17 protein-coding genes and 2 pseudogenes are annotated in these 24,404 nt (G+C 46.8%); 13 read left to right on the forward strand and 6 right to left on the reverse strand.

Translation table 11 applies throughout. The features are described from left to right. Nucleotides 1-202: 202 nt before the first annotated feature. Together N5E87_RS18085 and N5E87_RS18090 are read left to right on the forward strand one after the other, a co-directional pair. Nucleotides 203-1,489: a hypothetical protein gene (locus N5E87_RS18085; RefSeq protein WP_279775616.1), complete on the forward strand. Its 1,287-nt coding sequence runs from the start codon at nt 203-205 to the stop codon at nt 1,487-1,489. 584 nt (nt 1,490-2,073) lie between these two features. Then, nucleotides 2,074-2,349, forward strand: a pseudogene (locus N5E87_RS18090) (NYN domain-containing protein); the annotation flags it as partial. 20 nt (nt 2,350-2,369) lie between these two features. On the opposite strand, the gene N5E87_RS18095 reads toward N5E87_RS18090, so the two are convergent. Beyond that, entirely contained in the window at nt 2,370-3,983 is a 1,614-nt protein-coding gene (locus N5E87_RS18095; RefSeq protein WP_218558478.1) for an IS1634 family transposase, read from the reverse strand. Between the two features lie 88 nt (nt 3,984-4,071). Between N5E87_RS18095 and N5E87_RS18100 the strand changes: the two are divergent. The 4 genes and pseudogenes from N5E87_RS18100 to N5E87_RS18115 form a co-directional block, all read left to right on the forward strand. Continuing rightward, nucleotides 4,072-4,608 (forward strand): annotated as a pseudogene (locus N5E87_RS18100) (OST-HTH/LOTUS domain-containing protein); the annotation flags it as partial. A gap of 203 nt (nt 4,609-4,811) precedes the next feature. After that, nucleotides 4,812-5,888 carry a hypothetical protein gene (locus tag N5E87_RS18105; protein WP_279775617.1) on the forward strand — a complete coding sequence of 359 codons (1,077 nt, stop codon included), beginning with the start codon at nt 4,812-4,814 and terminating at the stop codon, nt 5,886-5,888. Then, nucleotides 5,885-6,976, forward strand: a complete 1,092-nt coding sequence (locus tag N5E87_RS18110; RefSeq protein ID WP_279775618.1) for a hypothetical protein — start codon at nt 5,885-5,887, stop codon at nt 6,974-6,976. Before N5E87_RS18105 ends, N5E87_RS18110 begins: the two co-directional genes overlap by 4 nt. Further along, complete coding sequence (locus N5E87_RS18115) at nt 6,957-7,622, forward strand: hypothetical protein (protein ID WP_279775619.1); 666 nt, start codon at nt 6,957-6,959, stop codon at nt 7,620-7,622. Before N5E87_RS18110 ends, N5E87_RS18115 begins: the two co-directional genes overlap by 20 nt. Before the next feature lie 674 nt (nt 7,623-8,296). On the opposite strand, the gene groL is transcribed toward N5E87_RS18115, so the two are convergent. Then, on the reverse strand, nt 8,297-9,934 hold the full coding sequence (gene groL, locus N5E87_RS18120; protein ID WP_089066912.1) for a chaperonin GroEL: 1,638 nt from the start codon (nt 9,932-9,934) through the stop codon (nt 8,297-8,299). Nucleotides 9,935-9,991: 57 nt separating this feature from the next. Then, nucleotides 9,992-10,282, reverse strand: coding sequence for a co-chaperone GroES (locus N5E87_RS18125; RefSeq protein ID WP_011071021.1), 291 nt, complete (start codon nt 10,280-10,282; stop codon nt 9,992-9,994). A gap of 226 nt (nt 10,283-10,508) precedes the next feature. Between N5E87_RS18125 and N5E87_RS18130 the strand changes: the two genes are divergently transcribed. Then, the gene (locus N5E87_RS18130) at nt 10,509-11,867 is read left to right on the forward strand and encodes an MATE family efflux transporter (protein ID WP_086902160.1); all 1,359 of its coding nucleotides are present in this window, start codon (nt 10,509-10,511) and stop codon (nt 11,865-11,867) included. A gap of 218 nt (nt 11,868-12,085) precedes the next feature. Here N5E87_RS18130 and N5E87_RS18135 read toward each other — a convergent pair whose 3' ends face one another. Continuing rightward, entirely contained in the window at nt 12,086-13,081 is a 996-nt protein-coding gene (locus tag N5E87_RS18135; protein WP_086902161.1) for a LysR family transcriptional regulator, read from the reverse strand. 129 nt (nt 13,082-13,210) lie between these two features. Here N5E87_RS18135 and N5E87_RS18140 point away from each other — a divergent pair, with 129 nt between their 5' ends. Together N5E87_RS18140 and N5E87_RS18145 are read left to right on the forward strand one after the other, a co-directional pair. Next, complete coding sequence (locus N5E87_RS18140) at nt 13,211-14,293, forward strand: efflux RND transporter periplasmic adaptor subunit (RefSeq protein WP_086902162.1); 1,083 nt, start codon at nt 13,211-13,213, stop codon at nt 14,291-14,293. Between the two features lie 3 nt (nt 14,294-14,296). Beyond that, entirely contained in the window at nt 14,297-17,377 is a 3,081-nt protein-coding gene (locus N5E87_RS18145; protein ID WP_088210106.1) for an efflux RND transporter permease subunit, read from the forward strand. A gap of 175 nt (nt 17,378-17,552) precedes the next feature. Here the strand turns inward: N5E87_RS18145 and N5E87_RS18150 are convergent, their stop codons facing one another. Together N5E87_RS18150 and N5E87_RS18155 are read right to left on the reverse strand one after the other, a co-directional pair. After that, nucleotides 17,553-17,948, reverse strand: a complete 396-nt coding sequence (locus tag N5E87_RS18150; protein WP_088210105.1) for a hypothetical protein — start codon at nt 17,946-17,948, stop codon at nt 17,553-17,555. 187 nt (nt 17,949-18,135) lie between these two features. Beyond that, on the reverse strand, nt 18,136-18,756 hold the full coding sequence (locus N5E87_RS18155; protein WP_088210104.1) for an FxsA family protein: 621 nt from the start codon (nt 18,754-18,756) through the stop codon (nt 18,136-18,138). A gap of 223 nt (nt 18,757-18,979) precedes the next feature. Between N5E87_RS18155 and cutA the strand changes: the two genes are divergently transcribed. The 4 genes from cutA (at nt 18,980) to galK (ending at nt 24,380) form a co-directional block, all read left to right on the forward strand. Next, nucleotides 18,980-19,303 (forward strand): divalent-cation tolerance protein CutA, encoded by a 324-nt coding sequence (gene cutA / locus N5E87_RS18160; RefSeq protein WP_088210103.1) that lies wholly within the window; start codon nt 18,980-18,982, stop codon nt 19,301-19,303. Continuing rightward, nucleotides 19,300-21,141: a protein-disulfide reductase DsbD gene (locus tag N5E87_RS18165; protein ID WP_279770282.1), complete on the forward strand. Its 1,842-nt coding sequence runs from the start codon at nt 19,300-19,302 to the stop codon at nt 21,139-21,141. The genes cutA and N5E87_RS18165 overlap by 4 nt, the downstream gene beginning before the upstream one ends. A gap of 152 nt (nt 21,142-21,293) precedes the next feature. Further along, on the forward strand, nt 21,294-22,949 hold the full coding sequence (locus N5E87_RS18170; RefSeq protein ID WP_086902167.1) for a cation:proton antiporter family protein: 1,656 nt from the start codon (nt 21,294-21,296) through the stop codon (nt 22,947-22,949). A gap of 285 nt (nt 22,950-23,234) precedes the next feature. Continuing rightward, on the forward strand, nt 23,235-24,380 hold the full coding sequence (galK, locus tag N5E87_RS18175) for a galactokinase (protein WP_279775620.1): 1,146 nt from the start codon (nt 23,235-23,237) through the stop codon (nt 24,378-24,380). Nucleotides 24,381-24,404: the final 24 nt, after the last annotated feature.

Raw genomic sequence — 24,404 nt, forward strand, 5'->3', positions numbered from 1 at the left:
TTGCTGTTACTTAGGTACTATGGGACTGTTTATTATCAAGTTATGAATGGATTCTGCTGATAACGCCCCCGCACAATAGCCTCAGTTTCCACCTAGTCCCGGTCTTGATTGGGATGCGATTAACAAGATACGAACCATTTTTAACAACGCGACATTACACTCGCCGATACACAGTAAATTGGTAGAAATAAGGATGCTTTCTATGAACAAAGGACTGATTCTCTCAGCCATACTCCTTGGCAGCTCTTCTCACTTGGCCCTCGCACAAACATGCGATGTCGAGATCAAAGGTGAAGTTCCGGCTCACATCAGCCTAGATAAACTGTTTGTCTCAGTCTATCAGCGGGATATTCCCGTAAGTGCACATCAATTTAGTGTCTGTGCCACCAAGAAAGATCTCAATGTCACAGGCCAACATAACCCCAATAATAAGGTTTATCTGCTCGATAAGAGCATGGATACACCACTTTACCTTTATAGCAGCCTAGTGTTTGTGCAAACCAAGCATATAGAGTTAGACAGCATTTCAACACTGGCTAACTACGCCTGCGATAGCCGCTGCGGTTACTACTCGCACCAACGGATCCAAGATGATGCAGCACTAATATCACTCGCTCAGCAATACAGCCAAATTGATGCAAAAGCCAAAGCCGAACGCTCCGCTTTCACCCTTAAACATCAAGCTGCACTCAGCCAGCTGTATACTAAGGTGGCTGATATAAAAACGCTCGATGCAAACCGCATGACCGAAATCAACAATCCAGATCTCTGGGTCGACCCTTATAGCGGCGCGGGATTATTCTTTGAGAGTAAAGCCAACTTACAATCTACTGCCTTTATGGAAGGGATTGGTGACAACATCCGCAACATCATGAATCAAAACCCCGATCTCAAACCACTAGTCACCCCCCACAAGAAAGATTTAAGAGTAATTGCAGAAGGCCGCTTAAGCTGGGAGCAAAAAGGTGAGGCTATCGACGCGCTGGCCGCACAGTTTAAAACCTACAATCAGCCGAAACTCGACGAAATCATCAAAATCCTTAAAGACAGCTACCAAAATGCATCCCCTATCTTCCAAGATTATTTGTCGAACAAGGATAAAACGCCCTTTGCAGCGCTAAACCAAGCCGACAGTACGTTTGAACTCGTGCTCGCCAACTGGACGCTAGCCGCCTACAGTCATAGCAAAGATAAACCAAAGTTCTCCGCCCTTTTTAGCGAGCGCTTTAAACAAGAACGGTTGCCAATACAAGATAAGGCACTGGATAGCGCCCTCTCTCGCCTTATCACACTCCCCAATCACTTAGGTCAGCAGAAATTGGCCGATGGTTATAAAAATATCCAAATTGAGTTTAATGACAGACTCAGTCCTTCCAACGAGCGCTATGACTTTAAAGATGATCTACAGAGCCTAAGCTTTATTTATGAACAAGGCGCATGGCGACTGGACAACCTAAGCCAAGTACCAATGAATCACTATGAGCTTTAGGAGCGATTGTTAGTAATCCTCTAGGGCAGGTGAACTTAAAACGTTCGGTTTTATTTATCAGTGGATATAAGCCTAAACTTATATCCACTTAAAATGCGAACACCCACACCTGAAACTTGCCTAAGAGAAGTGATAACAGTTCCTCTTGAATCTCTCTTGCCGCTATTCACCACATGCTGTACGCTGGGTTAAATTTTGATTAACAAACAGTAGTTAAGATGTTACTTAATCAATATCGATTTAGTGTTAACGCTAAATTTCGTTAATCAAAATAGCGATGAAATGAGTCAGGGAAGAGCAGCTCATCAAAAGTGAGCTATGCAAGGATAAGTTTTCAATCCCCACCTTAACAATGCTCTCCTCTCAAACAATTGTGATTCTGGCTAAAGTTCATTCGACGATTAACTGATAGCTTTATTATTGTTTTTCTTAAAATTTATTGTCTGTATTTGCTGTCTGGTAGCAAGTGCCATGGGCGGTAGCGTGCTTACATACTTGGATAAAAGCACCGCCATTAACTTCAAAGCTAAAACCGACCTCCCTGCTTATGAACGAGTAAAACAACTACATTCGTTGGAACCCACATGCAGAATAAAGAAAAAATTGCGGTGTTTATTGATGCCGATAATGCGCCAGCCAGAAAGTTTGACGTGGTACTCGCTGAGCTTGCAAAACACGGTCTCATCAGTATTCGAAAGGCCTATGGGAATTGGAAGAGTCCGAATCTAAAGCCATGGGAAGAAATTCTCCATGAATATGCCATTCAGCCTATTCAACAATTCGATTTAACCAAGGGTAAAAATGCCAGCGATATCGCTTTAGTTATTGATGTTATGGATATTCTTTACACAAAGGATATAGCCGACATTCCGCACCTGATTTAGGAATAAATTTGCCGATAGCGTTCACCTAACACGTCGAGAATGATCTGCTGGTCGGCCGTTAGCCCCGTGACCTGAGGTGGCGCCTCTCCTAACTGGTACTCGTGTACCCCGCCAAAGCGTAAAAAGATCCAGCGCGCAGTTGGTTTTTGCGTGGGTTTCTTTTTCATGTCCGCCACACTGCGATTCTGCTCTACTAAGCCCTGCCGGATACGGTGCTCCAGCGCCGCATAAATCATCAGGCTACAGGTCATCACCATCAGTAATGCTTCGATACGTTCTGGTTTTTTAAGATACAACGACGAGGTTAAAAATTCGGGACTTTTCAGAAAGCGAAACCCACGCTCGACGTTCTGCTGGGCTTTATAGATTGCCAACAGCTCAGCCATGGTGAGCGTTTCACTGTGATCATTGGTCGCGAGGATGAACACCCCAGTCTGGTTGCGTGCCTCTGCTACCCGCGCCAAGCTACTTGCGGCTAACCCCTTGATGTGAAATTGGTAGCTCACCGGCACTTCACCCTTTTGCGGCCTTCCGCGCCCAGCATAGAGAGGTTCACTCACGACCTCTGCTTCCAGTTGCAGCAGATTTAAGTTGGCTGCAAAACGGGCTAATTCAGCCTGCGCATCGGCCTCGCAGGCAAAACGCTGAGCACATAATTTGCCAAAGGCTTTCAGCTCACGCGTGCTGTCTTTCAGTAGGTTTTTGGCTAATGTTTGCTGCTCACGGTGGCTAGCCTGTTCGCTGCGCACCAGCAACCAACGCTGCGCGACGTCGGCATAATTGGCGCTTTGCCAACAGCCATGATAGCCATTGCCCAGCGCAACCAGCGACTGGGTGCCAATGGTTGCCACGGCTCGCTTGGCCTCATTGAGGGTGACAGGCACACGAGTCACGAACAACTGTTGCTGTTGTGCCAGTAGTTGCAAGGTGTCGGTGCAATACAGCGCCGCATCGCCGACCAGATAACGACTCTCCTGCGCGGCCTTGAGACTGCTCAAGTGGCGCCGTACGGTCTGGGCAAAGGCCTTGGTATCATTACTATTGCCACTCAAGGCTTGCATATAAATGGGCAGGCCGGCTTGATTTTCGCAGATAAGTTCCAGGATAACCTGGTTTAGCTCTGGCCGGTGGTCGCGGCTGTAGCCCCGTACCAATTGCAACTTACCGAGCTGTTCGCCATCGACTTGGTCATAGGCACCATCGACGTGGAAACTGGTGATATCGAGGTGTACTGCGGTACTTTTGAGCTCCAATCGCTCGACGACCTGTTCCGCCATCACCTGATAAAGCGTGCTGACATCGGCCTCAAAGAGGGCATCAAGGCAGCGGCCGAGCACGTCATCATTTAGGTCATCGGCACAGATCCCAGGGCCAATCAGACGCTCTACAGGCTTGTTGGCAAAGAATTGCGGGAACATGTGCAAGGTGGAGCTATGAAAGCCAAGACCATTCAGAATCATCGCCACCAAGGCTTCACCATGTGAAACTTTGTAGGGCGGCGTTTTGGGGAGCACCGCATCAATCATGCGAGCAATGCCGAGTTCTTGGCAGAGTGCAGCGACCAAACCAAGGTGGTCGAGGTTACGAATAGCGATAGCGGGAGTGGCCATAATGATCTACCTGCAAAAAGTAGTAATAGATCAGAATGGCCGATCGCCGTCAAGTTTTTTTAAATCGAAAATTAGGTGCGGAATGACGGATATAGACATTATTTGCTTAATCTCGTCGGATTGCGACTTTACTCCCCTTGTGACCAGAGCCTTAGCCGACGGTAAAACCGTTTTTGGTTTCGGTGAACGTAAAGCACCAGCCGCTTTCGTGAATAGTTGCTCTCGCTTCCTCTACCTCGACGCTGAACCTGTAGTCGTCGCAGAAGAAATTGAGGTGATATCAGAAGCCACTCAGCCTCCACCAACGACACCTGACTCCGTCAGTAAAACCGAGCAAACTCAGCCCAAAACCGCCACACCGCAAAAATGTAATTTAAAAAGTGACACCAAACTGATCAACCTTTTGCGTCAAGCCATAGAAGCAACCGAAGAGGAAGATGGCTGGGCACAACTCGGCCCAATTGGGTCTCATATCTCCAATCACAGCTCATTCGATCAACGAAATTATGGTTTTAAGAAACTAATAGATTTATTTGCCGCCATAGATCTTTTTGAAATTCGTAAACCTAACAAAACATTAGTGTTGGTTAGGGATATCAAGCGAGCAAAGAAGAATGGGAGGTAGGCATCCGAAAAGTTATGCCCATACTGATTCTATAGAAAGATATTCAACCAGAGCAGTAAGGTGCAAAACATAAACCTGCTTAACTTAACCAAACTGAAGGGCTGTAACATTCAGATCAATTGAACGCAATATCAATTAATAAGCGGAAGTAAAAAATCATTCATAACTTCTCGTTTATTCACAATAGAAGAAAAGGTAACAAGATGGCAGAGAATGGCCCAATAGAAGACGTTGCAAAACAGATATCAGCAGAACTTCTAACCAGATTCAAGTGGGGAAGAAACGGACCCGCAGATCAAGACTTCCACTGTGAAAAGCAAGAGCAACACAAACCTGCTGAAAAGGAACAATCCCATCAACACCCTGTGGATGTTGTTTTTTACTATAAAGATCCATACCTAAACAAAACTATCTATTTAAATACGGACTTAAAAAGTTACGGTAAAAGTAGTATTAAGAAAGAGATGGTAGAGAAGACTCTGAAGTCTTTAGGTCAAACAATTGCATGTGCAAAAAGAAGTCAAGAATGGAAAGGAAAATATATTATTGATGATGAAAGCTATGATATCCGAGGCCTTCTTTTTGTATATAATCACGACAATCAATCAAACAAAGATTTTTATGATTTCTTTTTCCCTCCTAAGCCTATTAAAGGAAAAAGAGCTGCTGCTATAAAAATAGATAAACTAGGTATCGAAAGAGACATACAGATTCATATAATAGAACCTAAAGCAATCAATTATATGATAACTATTAATGCAGACATTGAACATCTAATATCCAATAAGAAGTTTCCCAGTGAATATAATGAATACGGTTTTTACTACCCTCAACTAACACTTCATAAATCATCCCAAAATCACTTAAATAAACCAGCAACAATTGAGTTAATCACCTCGCCATACTTAATAATAAAACACAAAAAAACAAAGACATACGATAGAGAAGGTAAAGAACAAGTTCACTATTGCGAAGGTTATCTCATCTACTACAATAGAGAAGGTAATGAAGATATGGAGTTCTTATATCTTTTAGATGCACTATCTAATTTTCAAATTTTTGATGGAAGGAATCTCATAAGAATACGTGTAACAAGCGAAAATAGAAATCCTAGCCTTAAATCTACATTTATTCGAGCATTAAAAAATTATGCAAATGCGTGGGGTCTTGAGTATGATGAAAGCAAAGATATTATGAATCAATTTAATATACAGATTGAATCCGTCAATACCGTGAAGAAATTTATGTGCCCAGAAGAAATGAGTTGGGATATAGAATGAAAAATAATTATTTATATAGCGTAACAGATAAAGCTTTATATGATGCGTTAAATCAGTACAAAATTACATCTAATCATATTGTTGATATGTTTCTAAAACGTGGTGTAATAGTTAGCAAGCAAACGAATAAAAAAGTACTAGCAAGAAACTTTTGTAGATATCATCACGATTATTATGATCATCAAGTTATTGCAGAACATCTAGGTATACATCCAAGAAAAGAGAAAATTACCTCAAGCTTTATTGAAAGTAATTCGTCAAAAGATGATTTCTGGAATGCAGCAGAAATACTAAAAGAATCAATAATTGCAGATAACGATCAGTGTAATGTCTATATAGATTCAGATAAGATCATTATTGATATTACCTATTCATCACTTCATTATGACAAAAGTGAATTTAATCAAGTAGTAAAAAAGAATGCCAATATTGAGATAGTTAAAAGTAAAGATAACTCCTATATTATTAGAAGACCTGATAATGATCAATTCGATGATTATGTAAGCCAAATAGTGGAAGAAATTGGTAAAAATGGAAAGATAGAGAAAAAAGAAGTTAGTCTTTTTAGTGTTCCAGATCATAACCTAAGATCGAAATTCTTTATTGATTTCGTGAGTATCTTGAATGATTATAAACTTAGAGATGTTTCAGATGTATTTGTATTCAATCCTAACTCTGTTGATGTAGATGATATTAATGACTTTGATAACTATGACATACCAGAAATAAAGAGAGTATCACTCAAAGGAAAGAGTGTACTAGATTCTCAAGAACTAAAAGATCTTTTTGATAAAGGATTTTATATTTGGAGAATAAGATGGACTGTTGAAGAAAGATTAGCAGATCCTGATATTTTCGAATTTGAAGCTCAATTTAGCGATATAGTACACTGCTGCGGCCTATCATATATATCAAAAGGTTACTGGAAATACAAAGGAAATGGTGAGTATAACAAGGGTAAATCTCAGTTGGACAACAATCAAAACTCAAAATTCATTACACTTTTTGAAAATGCAGCCCTTGATATAATGAAAGCCATTCATAGTGAATATAAGGGAGTTAGCCAAAATGAACATAGTGAAGAGTAGATGGCTTTCTATAAAAACAGATTATGATATCAGTGAAATATTCTCAACAATATCAAAAAACAAGTATTACAATGAAATTGGATTTATTAACATAATTTATTCCGATGCCATTATTGAAACAACATTTGTAGAAAAGATAAAGTTAACACAATACATTGTAGACCCATTCGGAAATGAGTCAGAACAAGTCATAGAAACTTACAATCACATTGAGTTAAAATTTATAGGTAATAAATTAATAGAGATTACCTCTCCACCTCGTTCAATTAAAAGCCTAGTAAAATATATAACTGAAATATTCAATCACAGACTATATATAAGTTCTCTTAAAATAAATATTGAAGATGTAATTAATAGAGTAAAAATAAAGTTTAACAATATAATTTTGAAAAGAGCAAAAGCTAGCGGTGTGAGAGTTAGTGAAAATGGCGTTGCTAACATTGAGGTAAAGTCAACATTTGATGCTATAGCAGAAATAAAAGCAGTCTCGAAACATTCCCAATATAAACTAGACAAAGTAGCAGGTTCAATATTTCATCAAGGAGATAAGTTTGATTTCGAAATAAACAATATCGGACTTATTTCGTATAGCGAAGATTATTTCGATTTTATACTAAATGTATTTCTTAAAGATACTCAAATTTAGATGAAATAGAATGATGGGGCAGGTATCACTCTTTTAGTGATTCACGGCCAATACAAATATGCCAGAAGTTCACCCTCCCCTCGGAGTTGCCGCTGGGCATTTGCGTTCGTTGCGTGAGCGAGGCATGGATGCCGAGATAGCGTCAGTCGAATCAGGGACGAGCGTCTGACGCGATAGCATAAGAACGCTTAATGCCCAAGGGGCTTTCAACTCCGTTGGGGCGTCTTGGAGCATCCAAGGAGGATAGGACGAGCAGTCCTCCTTGGTCGGGTGTGGGGTGAAGCCCCACGACTTTGATTTAAATCTTATTCCAACTTGAATTAACTAATCCAAACCCATCACTGGTGTAACAGTGCGAGAGTCTGCGGCAAGCAATTAGGGGACACAGACCTTAGCAGCGATGCTGCACGTTATTAGCAACACAAATACAAAAAGAAACTATCAGGCACTCTGGCGCAATCAGCGCCAAAAACAAAACCCCGATACTGTTGCCAGTATCGGGGTTTTCATTTATATGAATTTGGGTTTAGCGATTAAGCTAAAGACCGCTGATGTTTTTGCTAATCTAGCGCAGGAAAAATCGTTTTAGAGCAAGGCTTTTTGTTGCGACGTGTAGTGTTTTTCTACACGAGTAACAAAGTAACGCAGCTATAAACGATTTTAACCAGCTAGGATCACATCATGCCGCCCATTCCGCCCATTCCACCCATACCGCCCATATCTGGCGCATCAGCCTTTGGCAGTTCAGCTACCATTGCTTCGGTGGTGATCATCAGGCCTGCGATAGACGCTGCGAATTGCAGTGCGCTACGGGTCACTTTAGTTGGGTCAAGGATACCCATTTCTAACATGTCACCGTAGGTGTCGTTGCCCGCGTTGTAACCGTAGTTACCGCTGCCGTGTTTCACGTTGTTCGCTACAACAGAGGCTTCTTCGCCTGCGTTGGTTGCGATTTGACGCAGTGGCGCTTCCATTGCACGCAGGGCGATAACCACACCGTGTTTTTGGTCTTCGTTAGCCACTTCAACGTCAGCAATCTTAGAAGCAACACGTACCAGAGCAACACCGCCGCCAGGTACCACGCCTTCTTCAACCGCAGCACGGGTTGCGTGCAGCGCGTCTTCTACGCGAGCTTTTTTCTCTTTCATTTCAACTTCGGTAGCTGCACCGACTTTGATTACCGCAACACCGCCAGCTAATTTAGCCATACGCTCTTGCAGTTTTTCTTTGTCGTAGTCTGAAGTTGATTCTTCGATTTGTTGCTTGATTTGGCTAACGCGCGCTTCGATTTGCGCTTGTTCGCCGTTACCATCGATGATGGTGGTGTTGTCTTTAGTGATCACAACACGCTTAGCAGTACCTAAATCTTCTAAGGTTGCTTTTTCAAGCTCTAAACCGATTTCTTCAGCGATTACAGTACCGCCAGTTAAAATCGCTACGTCTTGCAGCATTGCCTTACGACGGTCACCAAAGCCTGGGGCTTTAACCGCAGCCACTTTCACGATACCGCGCATGTTGTTCACAACTAGCGTTGCTAAGGCTTCGCCTTCAACGTCTTCGGCAACGATCAGTAATGGCTTACCGGTTTTTGCCAGACCTTCAAGGATTGGCAACAGTTCGCGAATGTTAGAGATTTTCTTGTCTACTAACAGTACGAATGGGTGATCTAATTCAACGCTGCCAGTTTCTGGTTTGTTGATGAAGTATGGAGACAGGTAGCCACGGTCGAACTGCATACCTTCTACTACGTCCAGTTCGTTTTCCAGTGCTTGACCTTCTTCAACGGTGATCACACCTTCTTTACCGACTTTTTCCATTGCAGTGGCAATGATTTGGCCGATTGACTCGTCAGAGTTAGCAGAGATAGTACCTACTTGAGCGATAGCTTTTGAGTCGGCGCAATCTTGAGAAAGGTTTTTCAGCTCGATAACGGCTGCAGCAACGGCTTTATCGATACCGCGCTTTAAGTCCATTGGGTTCATACCCGCTGCAACGGCTTTTAAGCCTTCAGTTACAATGGCTTGCGCCAGAACGGTTGCAGTAGTGGTACCGTCACCGGCGGCGTCGTTGGCTTTAGAAGCAACTTCTTTCACCATTTGCGCGCCCATGTTTTCGAATTTGTCTTCTAATTCGATTTCTTTTGCAACAGACACACCGTCTTTAGTGATCAGTGGTGAGCCAAAGCTCTTGTCTAATACCACGTTACGGCCTTTAGGGCCTAAGGTCACTTTCACTGCGTTAGCCAGAATGTTTACACCAGCCAGCATTTTTACGCGTGCGTCATTACCAAATACAACTTCTTTAGCTGCCATATTGAGTATCCTTTAAATTTTTGATGATTAATTGGAATGTCGAATTGATGTCGTGGATTAACCTACGATGGCCATCAGGTCAGCTTCTGACAGGATCAAGACTTCTTGACCGTCGATTTTTTCTTTCTTCACACCGTAACCTTCATTGAAGATCACTACATCACCTACTTTCACATCCAGTGGTCTTACAGTGCCATTTTCGAGAATACGGCCGTTGCCTACTGCCAGTACTTCTCCGCGAGTCGATTTTTCAGCGGCGCTACCGGTTAATACAATGCCACCCGCTGAAGTTGATTCAACTTCTAAACGCTTAACGATTACGCGGTCATGTAATGGACGAATATTCATCTATGAACTCTCCTAATGATTTAATGCCCAACAATCGAGGCGATTTTGTGATGAAAAAGAGGAAGCGTATTCGCCGTCCCCTTTGATGTCTGTGATATGGGGTTAGCCCTCGCCAGATCCAAGTGCCTTTACAAAAAAAAATTCATTTTTTTGATGTCAGTTTTTTCAAGCGAGCACAATCCTGCTAGAATTCCGCCTCCGCTCGCAAACAAGGCACCATTTCCCCATGCAAGACAGACACGGGCTGCTTAGCGCGCCAATTGGTCGTGTACTGCTCAACATGAGCCTCCCTAACTTGATTGGCATTATGACCATTCTGGGTTTTAGCCTCGCTGACACTTTTTTTATCAGCCAGTTAGGAACAGAAGCCTTAGCGGCGATCAGTTTTACCTTTCCAGTGACCTTGATTATTTCCAGCATTGCGATTGGGATTGGCGCTGGCGTATCGACCAACCTTGGCAGGCTGATTGGCTCGGGCAATGCCCCACGTGCCAAAGTGTTTTTGCACGATGCGCTTCTGCTGACCTTTATCCTGATCGCCAGTTTATCCGCCCTGGGTAGCATTTTTATTAAGCCACTGTTTAGCTTGCTTGGCGCCAATGACACCAGCCTGCCGCTGATCCACGACTATATGGTGTATTGGTATGTGGGTGCGCCACTGTTAGTGTTATTGATGGTGGGGAATCAGGGATTACGCTCGACCGGAGATACCCGCTCCCCCGCGATGATTATGGCGCTGGCGGCGATCATCAACTTAATTCTCGACCCTTTATTAATCTTCGGTATCGGGCCTTTTCCGCGCTTAGAGATCCAAGGCGCAGCAATAGCGACACTGTGCTCCTGGCTGGTAGCCCTATCGCTCTCGGGTTATTTGTTGATTATTAAGCGCAATATGTTGGAGTGGGCGGCATTTGATATCGATAGAATGCGCGCCAACTGGAGTAAGCTCGCCCATATCGCCCAGCCAGCGGCTCTGATGAATTTAATCAATCCACTCGCCAATGCGGTGATTATGGCAATGCTGGCGCATATCGACCACAGCGCCGTCGCTGCCTTTGGTGCGGGCACGCGCTTAGAGTCGGTGCTCTTGATTGTAGTGATGGCGCTCTCGTCGAGCTTAATGCCGTTTATCGCGCAAAACCTCGGTGCTGGGCAGCCGCAAAGGGCCAAACAGGCACTGCTGTTATCGCTGAAATTTATCTTAGTATTCCAAACCTTACTCTATATTCCGCTGGCGTTTTTGGCTCAGCCTATCGCCCATTTATTCAGCACTGATCCGCAGGTACTAGAGTGGTTAAGCTTTTATATTCTGGTGCTGCCCTGCGCATACGGCCCCTTGGGCATAGTGATTATCTTTGCCACGGCGCTCAATGCGTACCACAGACCCATGAGTTCGTTAGTGATTAACCTGTGCCGTTTAGTGCTGCTGATGCTGCCACTGGCGGCGCTGGGATCCTATATCGATGGCGTGAAAGGCTTATTGCTGGCGCTGCCGATAACGAATCTCTTGATGGGGATTGCCTGTTACTATCTTGCGCAGCGTATTTGCGAGCCGACCAAGGTCACAACCGCCGACGCAATCTAACTCTGCAAGATCTAACTCTGCAAGATCTAACTCTGCAAGATTTAGCGTAAAAGGCCGCAGCTAAGGTCGCGGCCGTTAAGGAAAGTTAAGAAAAACAGGCTCATATCAAGGCACAAACGGCGACGATTTGCTGCGCCACTGGCGCTGGCTAAGTGGCCACACATACTGCACACACTGCCACAGTATCCGCGGTAACTTAGCCATTGAGAGACGCCTGATTACACCGCGTGTTTCAGGCGAAAACGGACATCATTCGGCGGGAACGGTTCTTCCGAGGGTTTGCAGGAGCGACGCCCCAAATTACCTTCGGCACTCATATTGGTCGGCACGCCCTCTGGCGCCAACTCTTGCATGATAAAGTCGATAAACCGGCGACAGGCAAGACTAACATAACGTCTTGAAGGATAAGCCAAATAACATTCCCCGGGATGTGGGTCAATCTCGGGTAACAGGGTGACTAATTGGCCGTTAGACACATGCTCGACCACCACTTCGGTCGGGGCATACACTATGCCTCGGCCTTGTAGAGCAAACTCCACCGCCACTTCGACACTGTTAGAGCAGAAATTGCCTCTGACCCGCACTTCTTCTTCGGCACCAATCCATAACTCATTGAAGATTTTGCCGTTCGATAGCCTAAACAAGGCCACGTTATGGGACTCAATCTCCTGTGGCGTCCGCGGCGTACCGTGCTCGGCGAGGTATTGGGGACTGGCATAAAAGCGCAGATCTGTGGTGAAGATGGGGCGCACTACTAGGTCTAAGGTGTCCAATGCAGGCTCGACCACAAAGGCCACATCGAGGTTATTCTTCACCATATCCACGGATTCAGCGCTGTTGATCACTTCAACGGTCAACTTAGGGTGCAGATCCATAAAGCGGAAAATGGCGTGCATCAGTACATTCATGCTGTGGATAGGAAACATTTGAATGCGAAGATGGCCACTGATCTCAGCATCTTCGTTAGTCATCTCAAACAGGGTTTCGTCGAGCTGCGCCAAAATGTTTTGCGATCTATGGTAAAAATGGCTTCCCGCTGAGGTCAGCGTCATCGAGCGACTCTGGCGGTGGAATAGCTTGATATTCAGTTCATCTTCCAACGCCTGTAAACGGCGGCTCACGGTCGATTTAGGTAAGTTAAGCAAATCAGCAGCTTCGATCAAACTACCAGTTTCGGCTATGCGGTGAAATAACGCTAAGTCCTCTGTCTTCATTTTTAACTTAATTTCAATCTCATTATGTGGGACTCATAATCCCAAAGTATCCCGTTTATTGCAACAAATTTAGCTGTTATCTTCGCGTCCCTAAAATGCTGATAAATTGTTATCGAGGACTCCCTGACCATGAAATCATATCGACTGCTTCCCCTAGCGGCTTTATTGCCAGCCGTGCTCACAGCTTGCACTCCAGCGGAAAGCTCGGTACAGGCGAGTGCCATTCGTCCAGTAAAACTCTTTGAAGTTGAGCAACTCGAAGGGGGAAATTTAAGGACGTTTCCGGCGCGCGTCAGTGCTAATAGCCGCGCTGAATTATCCTTTAGAATTTCCGGCGAACTGACGGTTCTGGCATTAGTGGAAGGACAACAGATCCGTCAAGGTAGCCTGTTGGCTAAACTCGATGACAGGGATGCCTATAACAATTTAATGACCCGCGAAGCGGATCATGAGCTCTTAGAGGCGGATTTTCAGCGTAAAACCGAACTCCTCAAACGCAAATTAATCTCTCAAGCCGAGTTTGATAGCGCCCAAGCGCAACTTAAATCGGCCAAAGCCGCCTTAGCCGCCGCCCGTGACCAGTTAAGTTATACCAAGCTTATCGCTCCCTTTAGTGGCACTGTGGCCAAACGTTTAGTGGATAACCACCAAATTGTGCAGGCCAACCAAGGGATTTTAACGCTGCAAAACAACAGTTTGCTTGATGTCAGCATTCAAGTCCCCGAAGCGATGGCGGCGAGCCTAAACAACTATATTCAGCAGCAAAACTTTACCGCTAAGGTGCGTTTTAGCGCATTAGCAGACATGGAGTTTGATGCGAAATTCAAAGAATACTCGACCCAAGTGACCCCGGGTACTCAGGCCTATGAAGTGGTGTTTTCGTTACCGCAACCTAAAGATATTCAGTTACTTCCTGGCATGAGCGCCGAGTTAACCCTCGCCTTAGTAAAAACACCAGATCAAACCGCGTCGGCCATAGTGCCAGTCACCGCCATCGATAAACGCGACCAAGACGGCCAAGTTCAAGTGTGGGTGTATCAGTCTCAGTCGGGTGAAGTGAAACCCACAGCCGTCACCTTAGGGCGTGTCACTACTCAAGGCATCGAAGTCTTAGGCGGCATCAACAAGGGCGACTTGATTGTGAGTGCAGGAGTTTCCCAGTTATCCGACGGGATGAAAGTCAAACCACTACGCTGGCAGCGCGGAGTGTAATTCATGAATATTGCTGAGTATTCCATTCGCCACAAAGTCATCAGCTGGATGTTTGTGTTGCTGCTACTCGTGGGTGGCGGCGTCAGTTTTACGGGCCTTGGGCAATTAGAATTTCCCGAATTTACCATTAAAGAAGCCCTAGTGATCACCGCTTACCCGGGCGCATCCCCCGAGCAAGTCGAAGAGGAGGTGACCCTGCCCCTCGAAGATGCATTACAGCAGCTCGATGCGGTTAAGCACGTGACCTCAATCAACAGTGCAGGCCTGTCGCAGATCCAAATTGAGATTAAAGAAACCTACGACAAAACCAGCCTGCCACAGGTGTGGGATGAAGTGCGCCGTAAGGTTAACGATACCGCAGGACAACTGCCCCCCGGCAGCACCTCGCCCAAGGTCTATGACGACTTTGGCGACGTCTATGGGATTTTGTTTAACCTCTCAGGCCCGGATTACAGCAACCGCGAATTAACCAACTATGCCGACTATTTGCGCCGCGAATTAGTGCTAGTGCCAGGGGTGAAAAAAGTCTCAGTCGCGGGCAGTGTAACCGAGCAAGTGGTGATTGAAATATCACAGCAAAAACTCTCGGCACTGGGGCTAGATCAAAACTATATCTACGGTCTTATCAACAACCAAAACGTAGTATCCAACGCCGGGAGTTTAGTCGTTGGCGATAATCGCATTCGTATCCACCCTACGGGTGAATTCAGCAGTGTGCAGGATCTGGCGCGTCTGATTGTCAGCCCACCGGGTAGCACCGAACTCATTTATTTAGGGGATATTGCCAATATTGAGAAAGATTACGACGAGACCCCGAGTGTGCTCTATCACAACCGTGGCGAGACAGCTTTATCACTGGGGATTTCCTTCTCAAGCGGCGTTAACGTGGTTGAAGTGGGTAAAAGCGTTAGCCAGCGCCTTTCCGAGCTAGAATCACAGCGGCCGATTGGGATGAACCTAGACACGGTTTATAACCAGAGTCTGGCGGTAGATGACACAGTTAATGGCTTTTTAATCAACCTATTAGAATCGATTGCCATCGTTATTGCCGTGCTATTGCTGTTTATGGGCTTACGCTCTGGCTTACTGATGGGATTAATCCTGCTGCTGACCATTCTCGGCACTTTTATCGTGATGAAAGTACTGGGCATTGAGCTGCAACTCATCTCCCTCGGCGCCCTGATCATCGCGCTTGGTATGCTGGTCGATAACGCCATTGTGGTGACGGAAGGTATTCTGATTGGCCTGCGCCGGGGTAAGACTCGCCTCGAAGCCGCAAAACAAATTGTGTCGCAAACCCAGTGGCCGCTACTTGGCGCCACAGTGATCGCGATTATCGCCTTTGCGCCGATTGGTTTATCACAAAATGCCGCCGGTGAGTTTTGTCGCTCCCTGTTCCAAGTGTTAATGATCTCTTTATTTATCAGTTGGATTACTGCGATCACCCTGACACCTTTCTTCTGCCACTTGCTCTTTAAAGATGCACCAGCAGACGATGAAGAACAGGACCCATACAAGGGCTGGTTCTTTAGCTTATACCGCGCGAGTTTAACCTTTGCCCTGCGTTTTAGGCTCACCAGTATTCTCTTGGTCGGTGCCATGCTCGTTACTGCGGTAATTGGCTTTGGGCATATCAAAAATGTGTTCTTCCCAGCGTCAAATACGCCAATCTTCTTTGTGGATATTTGGATGCCTGAAGGCACGGATATCAAAGGCACAGAACGCTTTACCGCCGATATTGAGCAGATGCTACTCAAGCAAGCCGAGGAACAACACAGCGGCCTAAAACACTTAACCACAGTGATTGGCCAAGGTGCGCAGCGTTTCGTCCTGCCCTATCAACCCGAGAAAGGCTACCCCGCCTTTGCCCAGTTGATCATCGAGATGGAGGATTTAGCGTCGCTCAAAGTCTATATGTCTGAGTTAGAAGGACAGTTAAATAAACGATTCCCGCAGGCGCAATATCGATTCAAGAATATGGAAAACGGCCCGTCTCCCGCCGCGAAGATTGAGGCTCGTTTCTACGGTGATGACCCCGAAGTGCTGCGTGCATTAGGCGCGCAGGCCGAAGCGATTTTCCATGCAGAACCAACGATGGACGGTGTTCGCCATGACTGGCGCAATCAAGTGCCGCTGATCCGCCCGCAGCTGCAAAATGCTCAGGCGAGGGAAACCGGGATCAGTAAGCAAGATCTGGATAACGCACTGCTCATCAACTTTAGCGGCAAACAGATTGGCCTGTACCGTGAAACCAGCCATTTGCTGCCTATCGTTGCCCGTGCGCCCGCCGAAGAGCGCTTACAGGCCGACAGCCTGTGGAAACTGCAAATTTGGAGTACCGAGCACAACACCTTCGTGCCAGCCACCCAAGTGGTGAGCCAGTTCGAAACCCAGTGGGAAAACCCGTTGGTGAAGCGTCGCGACCGGATGCGGATGTTAGCGGTTCTGGCCGATCCAAAGCTTGGCAGCGATGAGACAGCCGATTCTGTGCTGCGTAAAGTGAAGGATAAGGTTGAAGCCATCAGTCTTCCCGCTGGTTACCACCTCGAATGGGGCGGCGAGTATGAGACTGCAGGCGAAGCCCAAACCGCGGTATTTAGCTCGATTCCTATGGGTTACTTGGCGATGTTTTTAATCACAGTGTTCCTGTTTAACTCTGTGCGTCAGCCCTTAGTGATTTGGTTTACCGTGCCACTGGCCTTGATTGGTGTCTCGGCGGGATTATTGATTTTCGATGCCCCCTTTAGCTTTATGGCGCTGCTAGGCCTGCTGAGCCTCTCGGGCATGGTGATTAAAAACGGCATTGTGTTGGTTGATCAAATCAACCTCGAGCTCGGTGAAGGTAAACCCGCCTATGCCGCCCTTGTCGATTCGAGTGTGAGTCGTGTGCGCCCCGTATTAATGGCGGCGATCACTACTATGCTCGGGATGATCCCGCTGATCCCCGACGCCTTTTTCGGCTCGATGGCGATCACTATCATCTTTGGTTTAGGTTTTGCCTCATTACTGACCCTGATAGTGCTGCCAGTGATGTACAGTTTGGCCTTTAACATCAAACCGAATGCAGTGGCGAGCACCAACTAGCACGTCACTCTCCCTAAACGCTTCCCGGCGTGGCCGATCGATGTAGTATTGCTCATCGATTGGCCCTTTCCTTCTCTTGATTATCCACTTAAGCCGAATACAAAAACGCCTAGATTTCAGCTTGGTTAGCATAAAATCTAGGCGCGGTAAGAGTGAATGACTATCGAGCCCGGCGTTAATTGACGACCTTTTTCACGACTTTCTTAGCATCGACACCCTCTTTCTTATCGTGCTTGTCGTGTTCGTGCTTATCTTGCTTTAGCGCATCGGAGGCTTTGTCGGATAGCTTATCGTCGGGTTTAATATCATCGACCTTATCACTGACCGAATCCGTCACTTTATCCTTAGCATCCCCAACGGCATCCTTGGCATCTTTCGCCGTACGCTCGGCGGCTTTCTCGGGAGTACAGCGACCACTCACGCCAGTAGTAGCCTTGACCGCGGCATTCTTGGCAACTTTTTCAGGGTCGCAATTTGGATCTAAAGGCCCTGCCACGGCGCTATAGGTGATCAGCGAGCAAGTTACGACGGACAACAATCCCGACATCAGCTTTAACTTAGTTAAGTGCATATTCAACCTCCATGAATAATATGTTCGAGGTTTACTATAGTACGCCCCTAAATCGAAGCAAAGGTGAGGCAAGTGATCCACCGCAGACTATTGCGACAAAGCCCAAATAAAAACAAGCTCCCAGAGGGTTACCCATGGGAGCTTGCAGAATAATGCCTGAGTACAGCTTAGCTGTCGGGATATGTAACTAAGGTTTTGGATCTTTTGGCTGAGCGTCTTTAGGCTCATTCGCTTTCGCATCAAGGTCTTGGTCGATCAATTGATGACTCTCGGGGCGTTTATCGCTCGGATCAGCCTTATGCTCAAAGTCCCCTTCATACACATTGCCGTCGGAGTGAGTATGTTGCTCAAAGGGGGATTGGCCAAATGGATTCGACTGTGAGCCTGAATGAGGTCCAAATGGACCCGTACCAAAACCGCCGCGCATTCCGCCCTGTAAACCAGACACCACGCGCAGCTGCATACGCTTAAACACTAAGGCGGCAATCGGGCGGCGCGTTAAGGGTGTGAGTAATAATAGGCCAATAAAATCAGTCACAAAGCCAGGGATAACCAGCAATACACCCGCCATGGCTAACATCATGCCTTCGACAATTTCCTGCCCTGGCGCCTCGCCTCGCGTGAGTTTTTGCTGCACTTGCATCAGCGTGCTCAGCCCTTGGCTACGCACGAGGGACACACCCAACACGGCGGTAAATAACACCAGACCAATAGTGGTCCAAGTGCCGAGCACCTCGCCCACGCGAATTAACACTGACAGTTCGATAACTGGGATCAGCACAAATAATAAAAACAGGATTAAAAACATACCGACCTCAGATTTATCTCGCTTACTTGAAAACTAAATGGGGGCTATCCGGTCTTAATTCAAGTCTCTTGGCTGGCGCTGTCGGTAAGGGAGTGAAACTTCTGATATTTAGCTCACTCTTTTATTACCCGGTTAATGTATGAGACCATAAAAACACGTAAAGTAGCTTAGCCTAATAGGCTTAAGCGAAGTTTAAGATTGTTAAGGGACGATACCTCACACCATGCAAGCTCAATATCTTGTGGTCAGCACCAGTTGCCCAGATGAAGTTCAAGCAAAGCGCATTGCACGTGCCTTAGTGGAAGCGCGCATCGCCGCCTGTGTACATATTTCGGCGCCGATCCGCTCCATTTATGCATGGGAAGGAAAAATCTGTGAGGAGCAAGAAATTAGCTTACACATTAAATGTTTACAAAGCCGCTATGCCGAGTTAGAACAGCTTGTGCTTCAACTCCACCCTTATCAAGTGCCTGAAATTATTGCCGTACCCGTGACTCACGGGCTACCAGCCTACTTAGATTGGATAAAAGATAACACTCAGCCATGAAAAAACTACTTAGCCTTGTTTTCACCGCGTTACTGCTCTTTACGCCTCTCACCCTAAGTGGCAACGCCTTCGCCAATAGCTTTGGTTTTCTAAAAAGCGAACCCGAGTTAATGCCTGTCGATCAAGCCTTTGCCTTCGATTTTAAGCAAGAAGGTAATAAGGTCACCCTCAATTGGGTCATTGCCGACGGCTACTATATGTATCGGGATAAGCTCAAATTTAGCGTCAATGGCGCCGAACTTGGCACCATCGACCTGCCAAAGGGTAAGCCCCACAACGACGAATATTTCGGTGAGCAAGAGGTTTACTACACCTATATCGATATTCCCGTTGGCCTGAAACAAGCCGATGATAACGGCACCTTAACCGTGACCTTTATGGGCTGCGCCGAGGGTAAACTCTGTTATCCACCGACCAAGCGGGACGTGACCCTAAAGGCTGTCGCGGCCAATGATGGGAATATTGCAACTGGCGCAGACAGCAACGAAACGACTGAACCTGCCGCCTCTGCTGACGCTAAGCAAACTAGCAGCGCCCCAAGCCAACCTATTACTCAGCAGGACAGCCTAAGCCAGATGCTGTCTAACGACAGTTTACTCTGGACCTTAGTGATCTTCTTCGGCCTAGGGATTGGTCTGGCGCTCACGCCTTGCGTCTTCCCTATGTACCCTATCCTATCGGGCATTATTGTAGGCCAAGGGCAAAAACTATCAACCGCTAAGGCCTTCACCCTGTCGATGGCCTATGTGCAAGGTATGGCGATCACCTACTCGATTTTAGGTCTAGTGGTTGCCTCTGCGGGGATGAAATACCAAGCGGCGCTACAGCATCCCGCCGTGCTGATCTTTTTAGCTATCCTGTTCTTTGTACTCAGTTTATCCATGTTTGGCTTGTACGATCTCAAACTGCCTTCTAGTTGGCAGGAGAAGATGAACTCAATTTCCAACAATCAAAAGGGCGGCAATTTAGTTGGCGTGTTTTTGATGGGGGTGATCTCAGGATTAGTGGCCTCACCTTGCACAACGGCCCCGCTCTCAGGCGCCTTAGTCTATGTGGCACAAACCGGCGATTTATTACAAGGTTTCCTCGCGCTCTACGTACTGAGTATGGGTATGGGTGTGCCGCTACTCATCATTGGTACCTCGGGTGGTAAGTTACTGCCACGCGCTGGCGCTTGGATGAACATCATTAAAACCGTGTTCGGTTTCCTCCTGATTGCGGTATCGATTGTGATGCTTGGCCGCATTTGGACTGGTGTGGTTTCCGATGTGCTCTGGTCACTCTGGGGCATTAGCTTCACCGGTTACCTGATGCACCAAAACAAACTCAGCGCCTTCAACTGGAAACAAACCGTGCGCTCAGTGCTACTGACACTCACGCTGTTGGCCAGTTTCTCCTACGGTTTCCAAGCTGTCATGGGCCAGTTTGGCTTTACCCATACGTCAATGGGCACAGTGGCGACAACCGAGCAGGAGCACGGCTTTAAACGCATTAAATCTATTGAAGATTTAGACCGTGAAATCGCCGCAGCAACAGCGGCGGGCAAACCTGTGATGCTGGATCTTTATGCCGATTGGTGTGTGGCCTGTAAAGAGTTTGAGGCCATCACCTTTAAGGACGCCGAAGTATTAGCACGGATGAACAAGATAGTGTTATTGCAGGCCGACGTGACTAAGAGCGATGCCATAGATGTCGCACTGCTAGAGAAATACAACGTGCTGGGCCTACCTACACTGCTGATGTTTAACGAGCAAGGTGAGCAGAGGGAAGATCTAAGAGTGACTGGCTTTATGGGACCGAAGGAATTTGCCGCCCATTTAGATCACTTAGTGAAATAATCTCAGCTAAAACGCCAATTTATCACTGCGCCGTTTTAGCGTAAAACCAATAAAAAGCGGACTTTTTTCATTAAAAGTCCGCTTTTTTATCACGCTGTCATCGATTTCTTATACAATCCCTGTTTAACGTGGACTTTTTAGATTGGAGCATTATGGAACCGGCTATTCTTATCATTACACTTATTTGCGGCATGCTGGTTAGCCGCATAGGGCTGCCTCCCCTGATCGGCTACTTAGTGGCAGGCTTTGTACTCTTTGTTTTTGGTATTGAGAAAGAAAGCCTGCCGCTGCTGCAAGAACTCGCTAATCTCGGTGTCACCTTATTATTGTTTGCCATTGGTCTTAAACTCGATATTCGTAGCCTCTTTAAGGCCGAAGTGTGGGCGGGCTCGAGCATACATTTAGTGCTCTCCATGGTGCTGTTTATTCCCATCCTCAAAATCCTCGGCCTGATTGGCTTAAGCCAGCTCGACGGTTTGAGCGTGGCACAGCTGTCATTAATCGCCTTTGCGCTCAGCTTCTCCAGTACGGTATTCGCGATTAAGGTATTGGAAGATAAAGGCGATGTGCAGTCCCTCTATGGCCGTGTCGCCATTGGTATCCTGATTATGCAGGATATTTTTGCCGTCGTTTTCTTAACTATTTCTAAGGGCGCAATTCCGTCTGTCTGGGCGCTGGCATTATTGCTGTTGCCTCTGGCAAAACCGCTAATTTACAAAGCCTTCGACCGTGTCGGTCACGGCGAACTCTTAGTGCTATTTGGATTAGTGATGGCGCTGGTTGTCGGCGCTTGGTTATTTGAATCCGTCGGCCTCAAACCGGATCTCGGCGCGCTGATCATCGGGATTTTACTCGCGGGGCATAAAAAGGCCTCTGAGCTGGCCAAATCCTTGTTCTACTTTAAAGAACTCTTCCTTGTCGCCTTCTTCTTAACCATTGGCCTCAACGGCTTACCCACAGTATCTGATGTAGTACTCGCGGCCTTATTAGTGCTATTAGTGCCGTTAAAAATCCTGTTATTCGTCTACTTACTGACACGATTCAAGCTGCGTTCACGCACCTCTATGCTGGCCTCATTCAACTTAGGTAACTTCTCTGAGTTCGGCCTTATCGTGGCCGCCGTTGCCACCAGCAAAGGTTGGCTACCACCACAATGGCTGGTGATTATCGCGGTCGCCTTAAGTTTCAGCTTCTTATTTGCGGCGCCACTCAACGCTACCGTGGGCAATATTTATCAACGTTTCCAACAACGTCTGATTCGACTCGAGAAGCCCCCGTTGCACCCCGAAGACCGACCGATTGCCATTGGTAATCCCCGCTTCTTGATCTTAGGTATGGGCCGCATTGGTAGCGGAGCCTACGATGAACTGCGCGCGCGTTTCGATGGTGAAATCCTCGGGATTGAACACAAGCAGGAACTGGTGGATTTACACCGTGCCAATGGCCGCAACGTAGTGCAAGGTGACGCCGCGGATACCGACTTTTGGGAGAAGCTCGACAGAGCGCCAAATCTTGAGTTAGTGCTACTGGCCATGCCGCACCATGCGGGTAATCTGTTCGCCGTTGAACAGCTTAAGAAGCTGAACTATCAAGGTAAACTCAGCGCCATCGTACAATATGGCGATGATGCCGCCTCACTGAGAACCTCTGGCGTACACAGCGTGTATAACTTGTACGAAGCGGCGGGTGCGGGTTTTGTCGACCATGTGATCCATGAATTATTACCCGATTCAGAAACCCGCGCAGAGGCCGAAGCCAATGCCGACAAGTCACCAATCAACGCTAACGCGACCTCTGGTTCGGTCTAATCTAGCCTTGAATAAAAATCATCTTATTTAGGCTGATGTTGGCTCAGGAAATTAAACCTCCTGAGCCAACTTACCTCTCCCCTTAAAATGTTAAAAACAATCAAAATCAACTAATTGCAGTGATGCGTTAGGCAAAACTAATCGGTTGCTTGTTCTGTATCGATTTTCCCTAACGAGACTATCGTCTATACCCTACAAAATCTCAGTTACAAGGCCGAGTTAGTCGTGATATAAATCGAAGACAAGAACGCAATTTAGCTCAGCTTTTTTGGAAGTCTTCTCAGCATGTCGAACCCTGCGCAGCGCGCCACTAAGTTATTTGTCCAAACCTTTGGCACTAAAGCCGATGATTTATACCAAGCCCCAGGTCGGGTTAATTTGATCGGTGAATATACGGATTACAACGACGGCTTCGTGTTACCCGCCGCCATTAATTTTCATACTGTGATTGCCGTTAAGCGCCGAGAGGACAATAAGTTTCGCGCCGTTGCCGACGCCTTTCCGGGACAAATCAAGGAATGGAGCTTCGGTAAAGACACCGAAATCAATCACGAAGATGGTTGGGTCAATTATCTCAAAGGCCTAACTGTGGCCATGGCCAACACTGGGCTTATCGCCAAAGGTTTAGACTTAGCGGTTGTCGGCGATGTGCCATTAGCCGCGGGCCTGTCTTCCTCCGGCGCCTTAGTCGTCGCCTTTGGCACCGCCATTAGCGACAGCAGCCAACTGCATTTATCTCCTATGGCGGTAGCACAACTCGCTCAGCGCGGTGAATATCGTTATGTCTCATCGGCTTGCAGCATCATGGACCATATGATCTGCGCCATGGGCGAACCGGATCATGCCCTGCTCATCGATTGTCTGGATCTGGATAGCGAGCCTATTGCGATCCCTGAAAACCTCAGCCTTATCATTATCGATGCCCATATCGAGAAACAACGTCTGGCGGCGATAAATCAACAACGCCGTGAAGAATGCGCACAGGCTGCCGACTTTTTTGGCCTCGATGCCCTGCGCCACCTCGACCTGCGCCAACTCGAAAGTGCTAAAGATCAATTGGATGACACCCTGTATCGCCGAGCCAAACACGTCGTCACCGAAAACAAACGCACCCAGAGTGCAGCTCGGGCGCTAGAGCAAAATAATCTATCTAAATTCAGTTTGTTAATGGTACAGTCCCATCAATCTCTGCGGGATGATTTTGAGGTGACACTGCCCGAATTTGACACTTTGGTGGACATAGTCGGCCAAGTGATTGGAGAGCGTGGCGGCATTCGCATGACCGACGGTTGTGTTGTCGCCCTAGTGGATCACGAACTCACCGATGCCGTAGTCTCGGCGGTCGAGCATGCATTTTATGAGCAGACTGGAATCGATGCCACTGTGTATCTCTGCTCGGCGAGCGCGGGCGCGGGTCGCATCGACAGCTAGTCCGTCAATCACGCTCAATCCATT

The sequence above is a fragment of the Shewanella sp. GD03713 genome, from assembly GCF_029843705.1.
Taxonomy (GTDB): domain Bacteria; phylum Pseudomonadota; class Gammaproteobacteria; order Enterobacterales; family Shewanellaceae; genus Shewanella.

Coding starts and splice junctions, on each gene's coding strand:
- N5E87_RS18085 (WP_279775616.1), top strand. CDS start 203: ATGAACAAAGGACTGATTCTCTCAGCCATACTCCTTGGCAGCTCTTCT.
- N5E87_RS18095 (WP_218558478.1), bottom strand. CDS start 3,983: ATGGCCACTCCCGCTATCGCTATTCGTAACCTCGACCACCTTGGTTTG.
- N5E87_RS18105 (WP_279775617.1), top strand. CDS start 4,812: ATGGCAGAGAATGGCCCAATAGAAGACGTTGCAAAACAGATATCAGCA.
- N5E87_RS18110 (WP_279775618.1), top strand. CDS start 5,885: ATGAAAAATAATTATTTATATAGCGTAACAGATAAAGCTTTATATGAT.
- N5E87_RS18115 (WP_279775619.1), top strand. CDS start 6,957: ATGAACATAGTGAAGAGTAGATGGCTTTCTATAAAAACAGATTATGAT.
- groL (WP_089066912.1), bottom strand. CDS start 9,934: ATGGCAGCTAAAGAAGTTGTATTTGGTAATGACGCACGCGTAAAAATG.
- N5E87_RS18125 (WP_011071021.1), bottom strand. CDS start 10,282: ATGAATATTCGTCCATTACATGACCGCGTAATCGTTAAGCGTTTAGAA.
- N5E87_RS18130 (WP_086902160.1), top strand. CDS start 10,509: ATGCAAGACAGACACGGGCTGCTTAGCGCGCCAATTGGTCGTGTACTG.
- N5E87_RS18135 (WP_086902161.1), bottom strand. CDS start 13,081: ATGAAGACAGAGGACTTAGCGTTATTTCACCGCATAGCCGAAACTGGT.
- N5E87_RS18140 (WP_086902162.1), top strand. CDS start 13,211: ATGAAATCATATCGACTGCTTCCCCTAGCGGCTTTATTGCCAGCCGTG.
- N5E87_RS18145 (WP_088210106.1), top strand. CDS start 14,297: ATGAATATTGCTGAGTATTCCATTCGCCACAAAGTCATCAGCTGGATG.
- N5E87_RS18150 (WP_088210105.1), bottom strand. CDS start 17,948: ATGCACTTAACTAAGTTAAAGCTGATGTCGGGATTGTTGTCCGTCGTA.
- N5E87_RS18155 (WP_088210104.1), bottom strand. CDS start 18,756: ATGTTTTTAATCCTGTTTTTATTATTTGTGCTGATCCCAGTTATCGAA.
- cutA (WP_088210103.1), top strand. CDS start 18,980: ATGCAAGCTCAATATCTTGTGGTCAGCACCAGTTGCCCAGATGAAGTT.
- N5E87_RS18165 (WP_279770282.1), top strand. CDS start 19,300: ATGAAAAAACTACTTAGCCTTGTTTTCACCGCGTTACTGCTCTTTACG.
- N5E87_RS18170 (WP_086902167.1), top strand. CDS start 21,294: ATGGAACCGGCTATTCTTATCATTACACTTATTTGCGGCATGCTGGTT.
- galK (WP_279775620.1), top strand. CDS start 23,235: ATGTCGAACCCTGCGCAGCGCGCCACTAAGTTATTTGTCCAAACCTTT.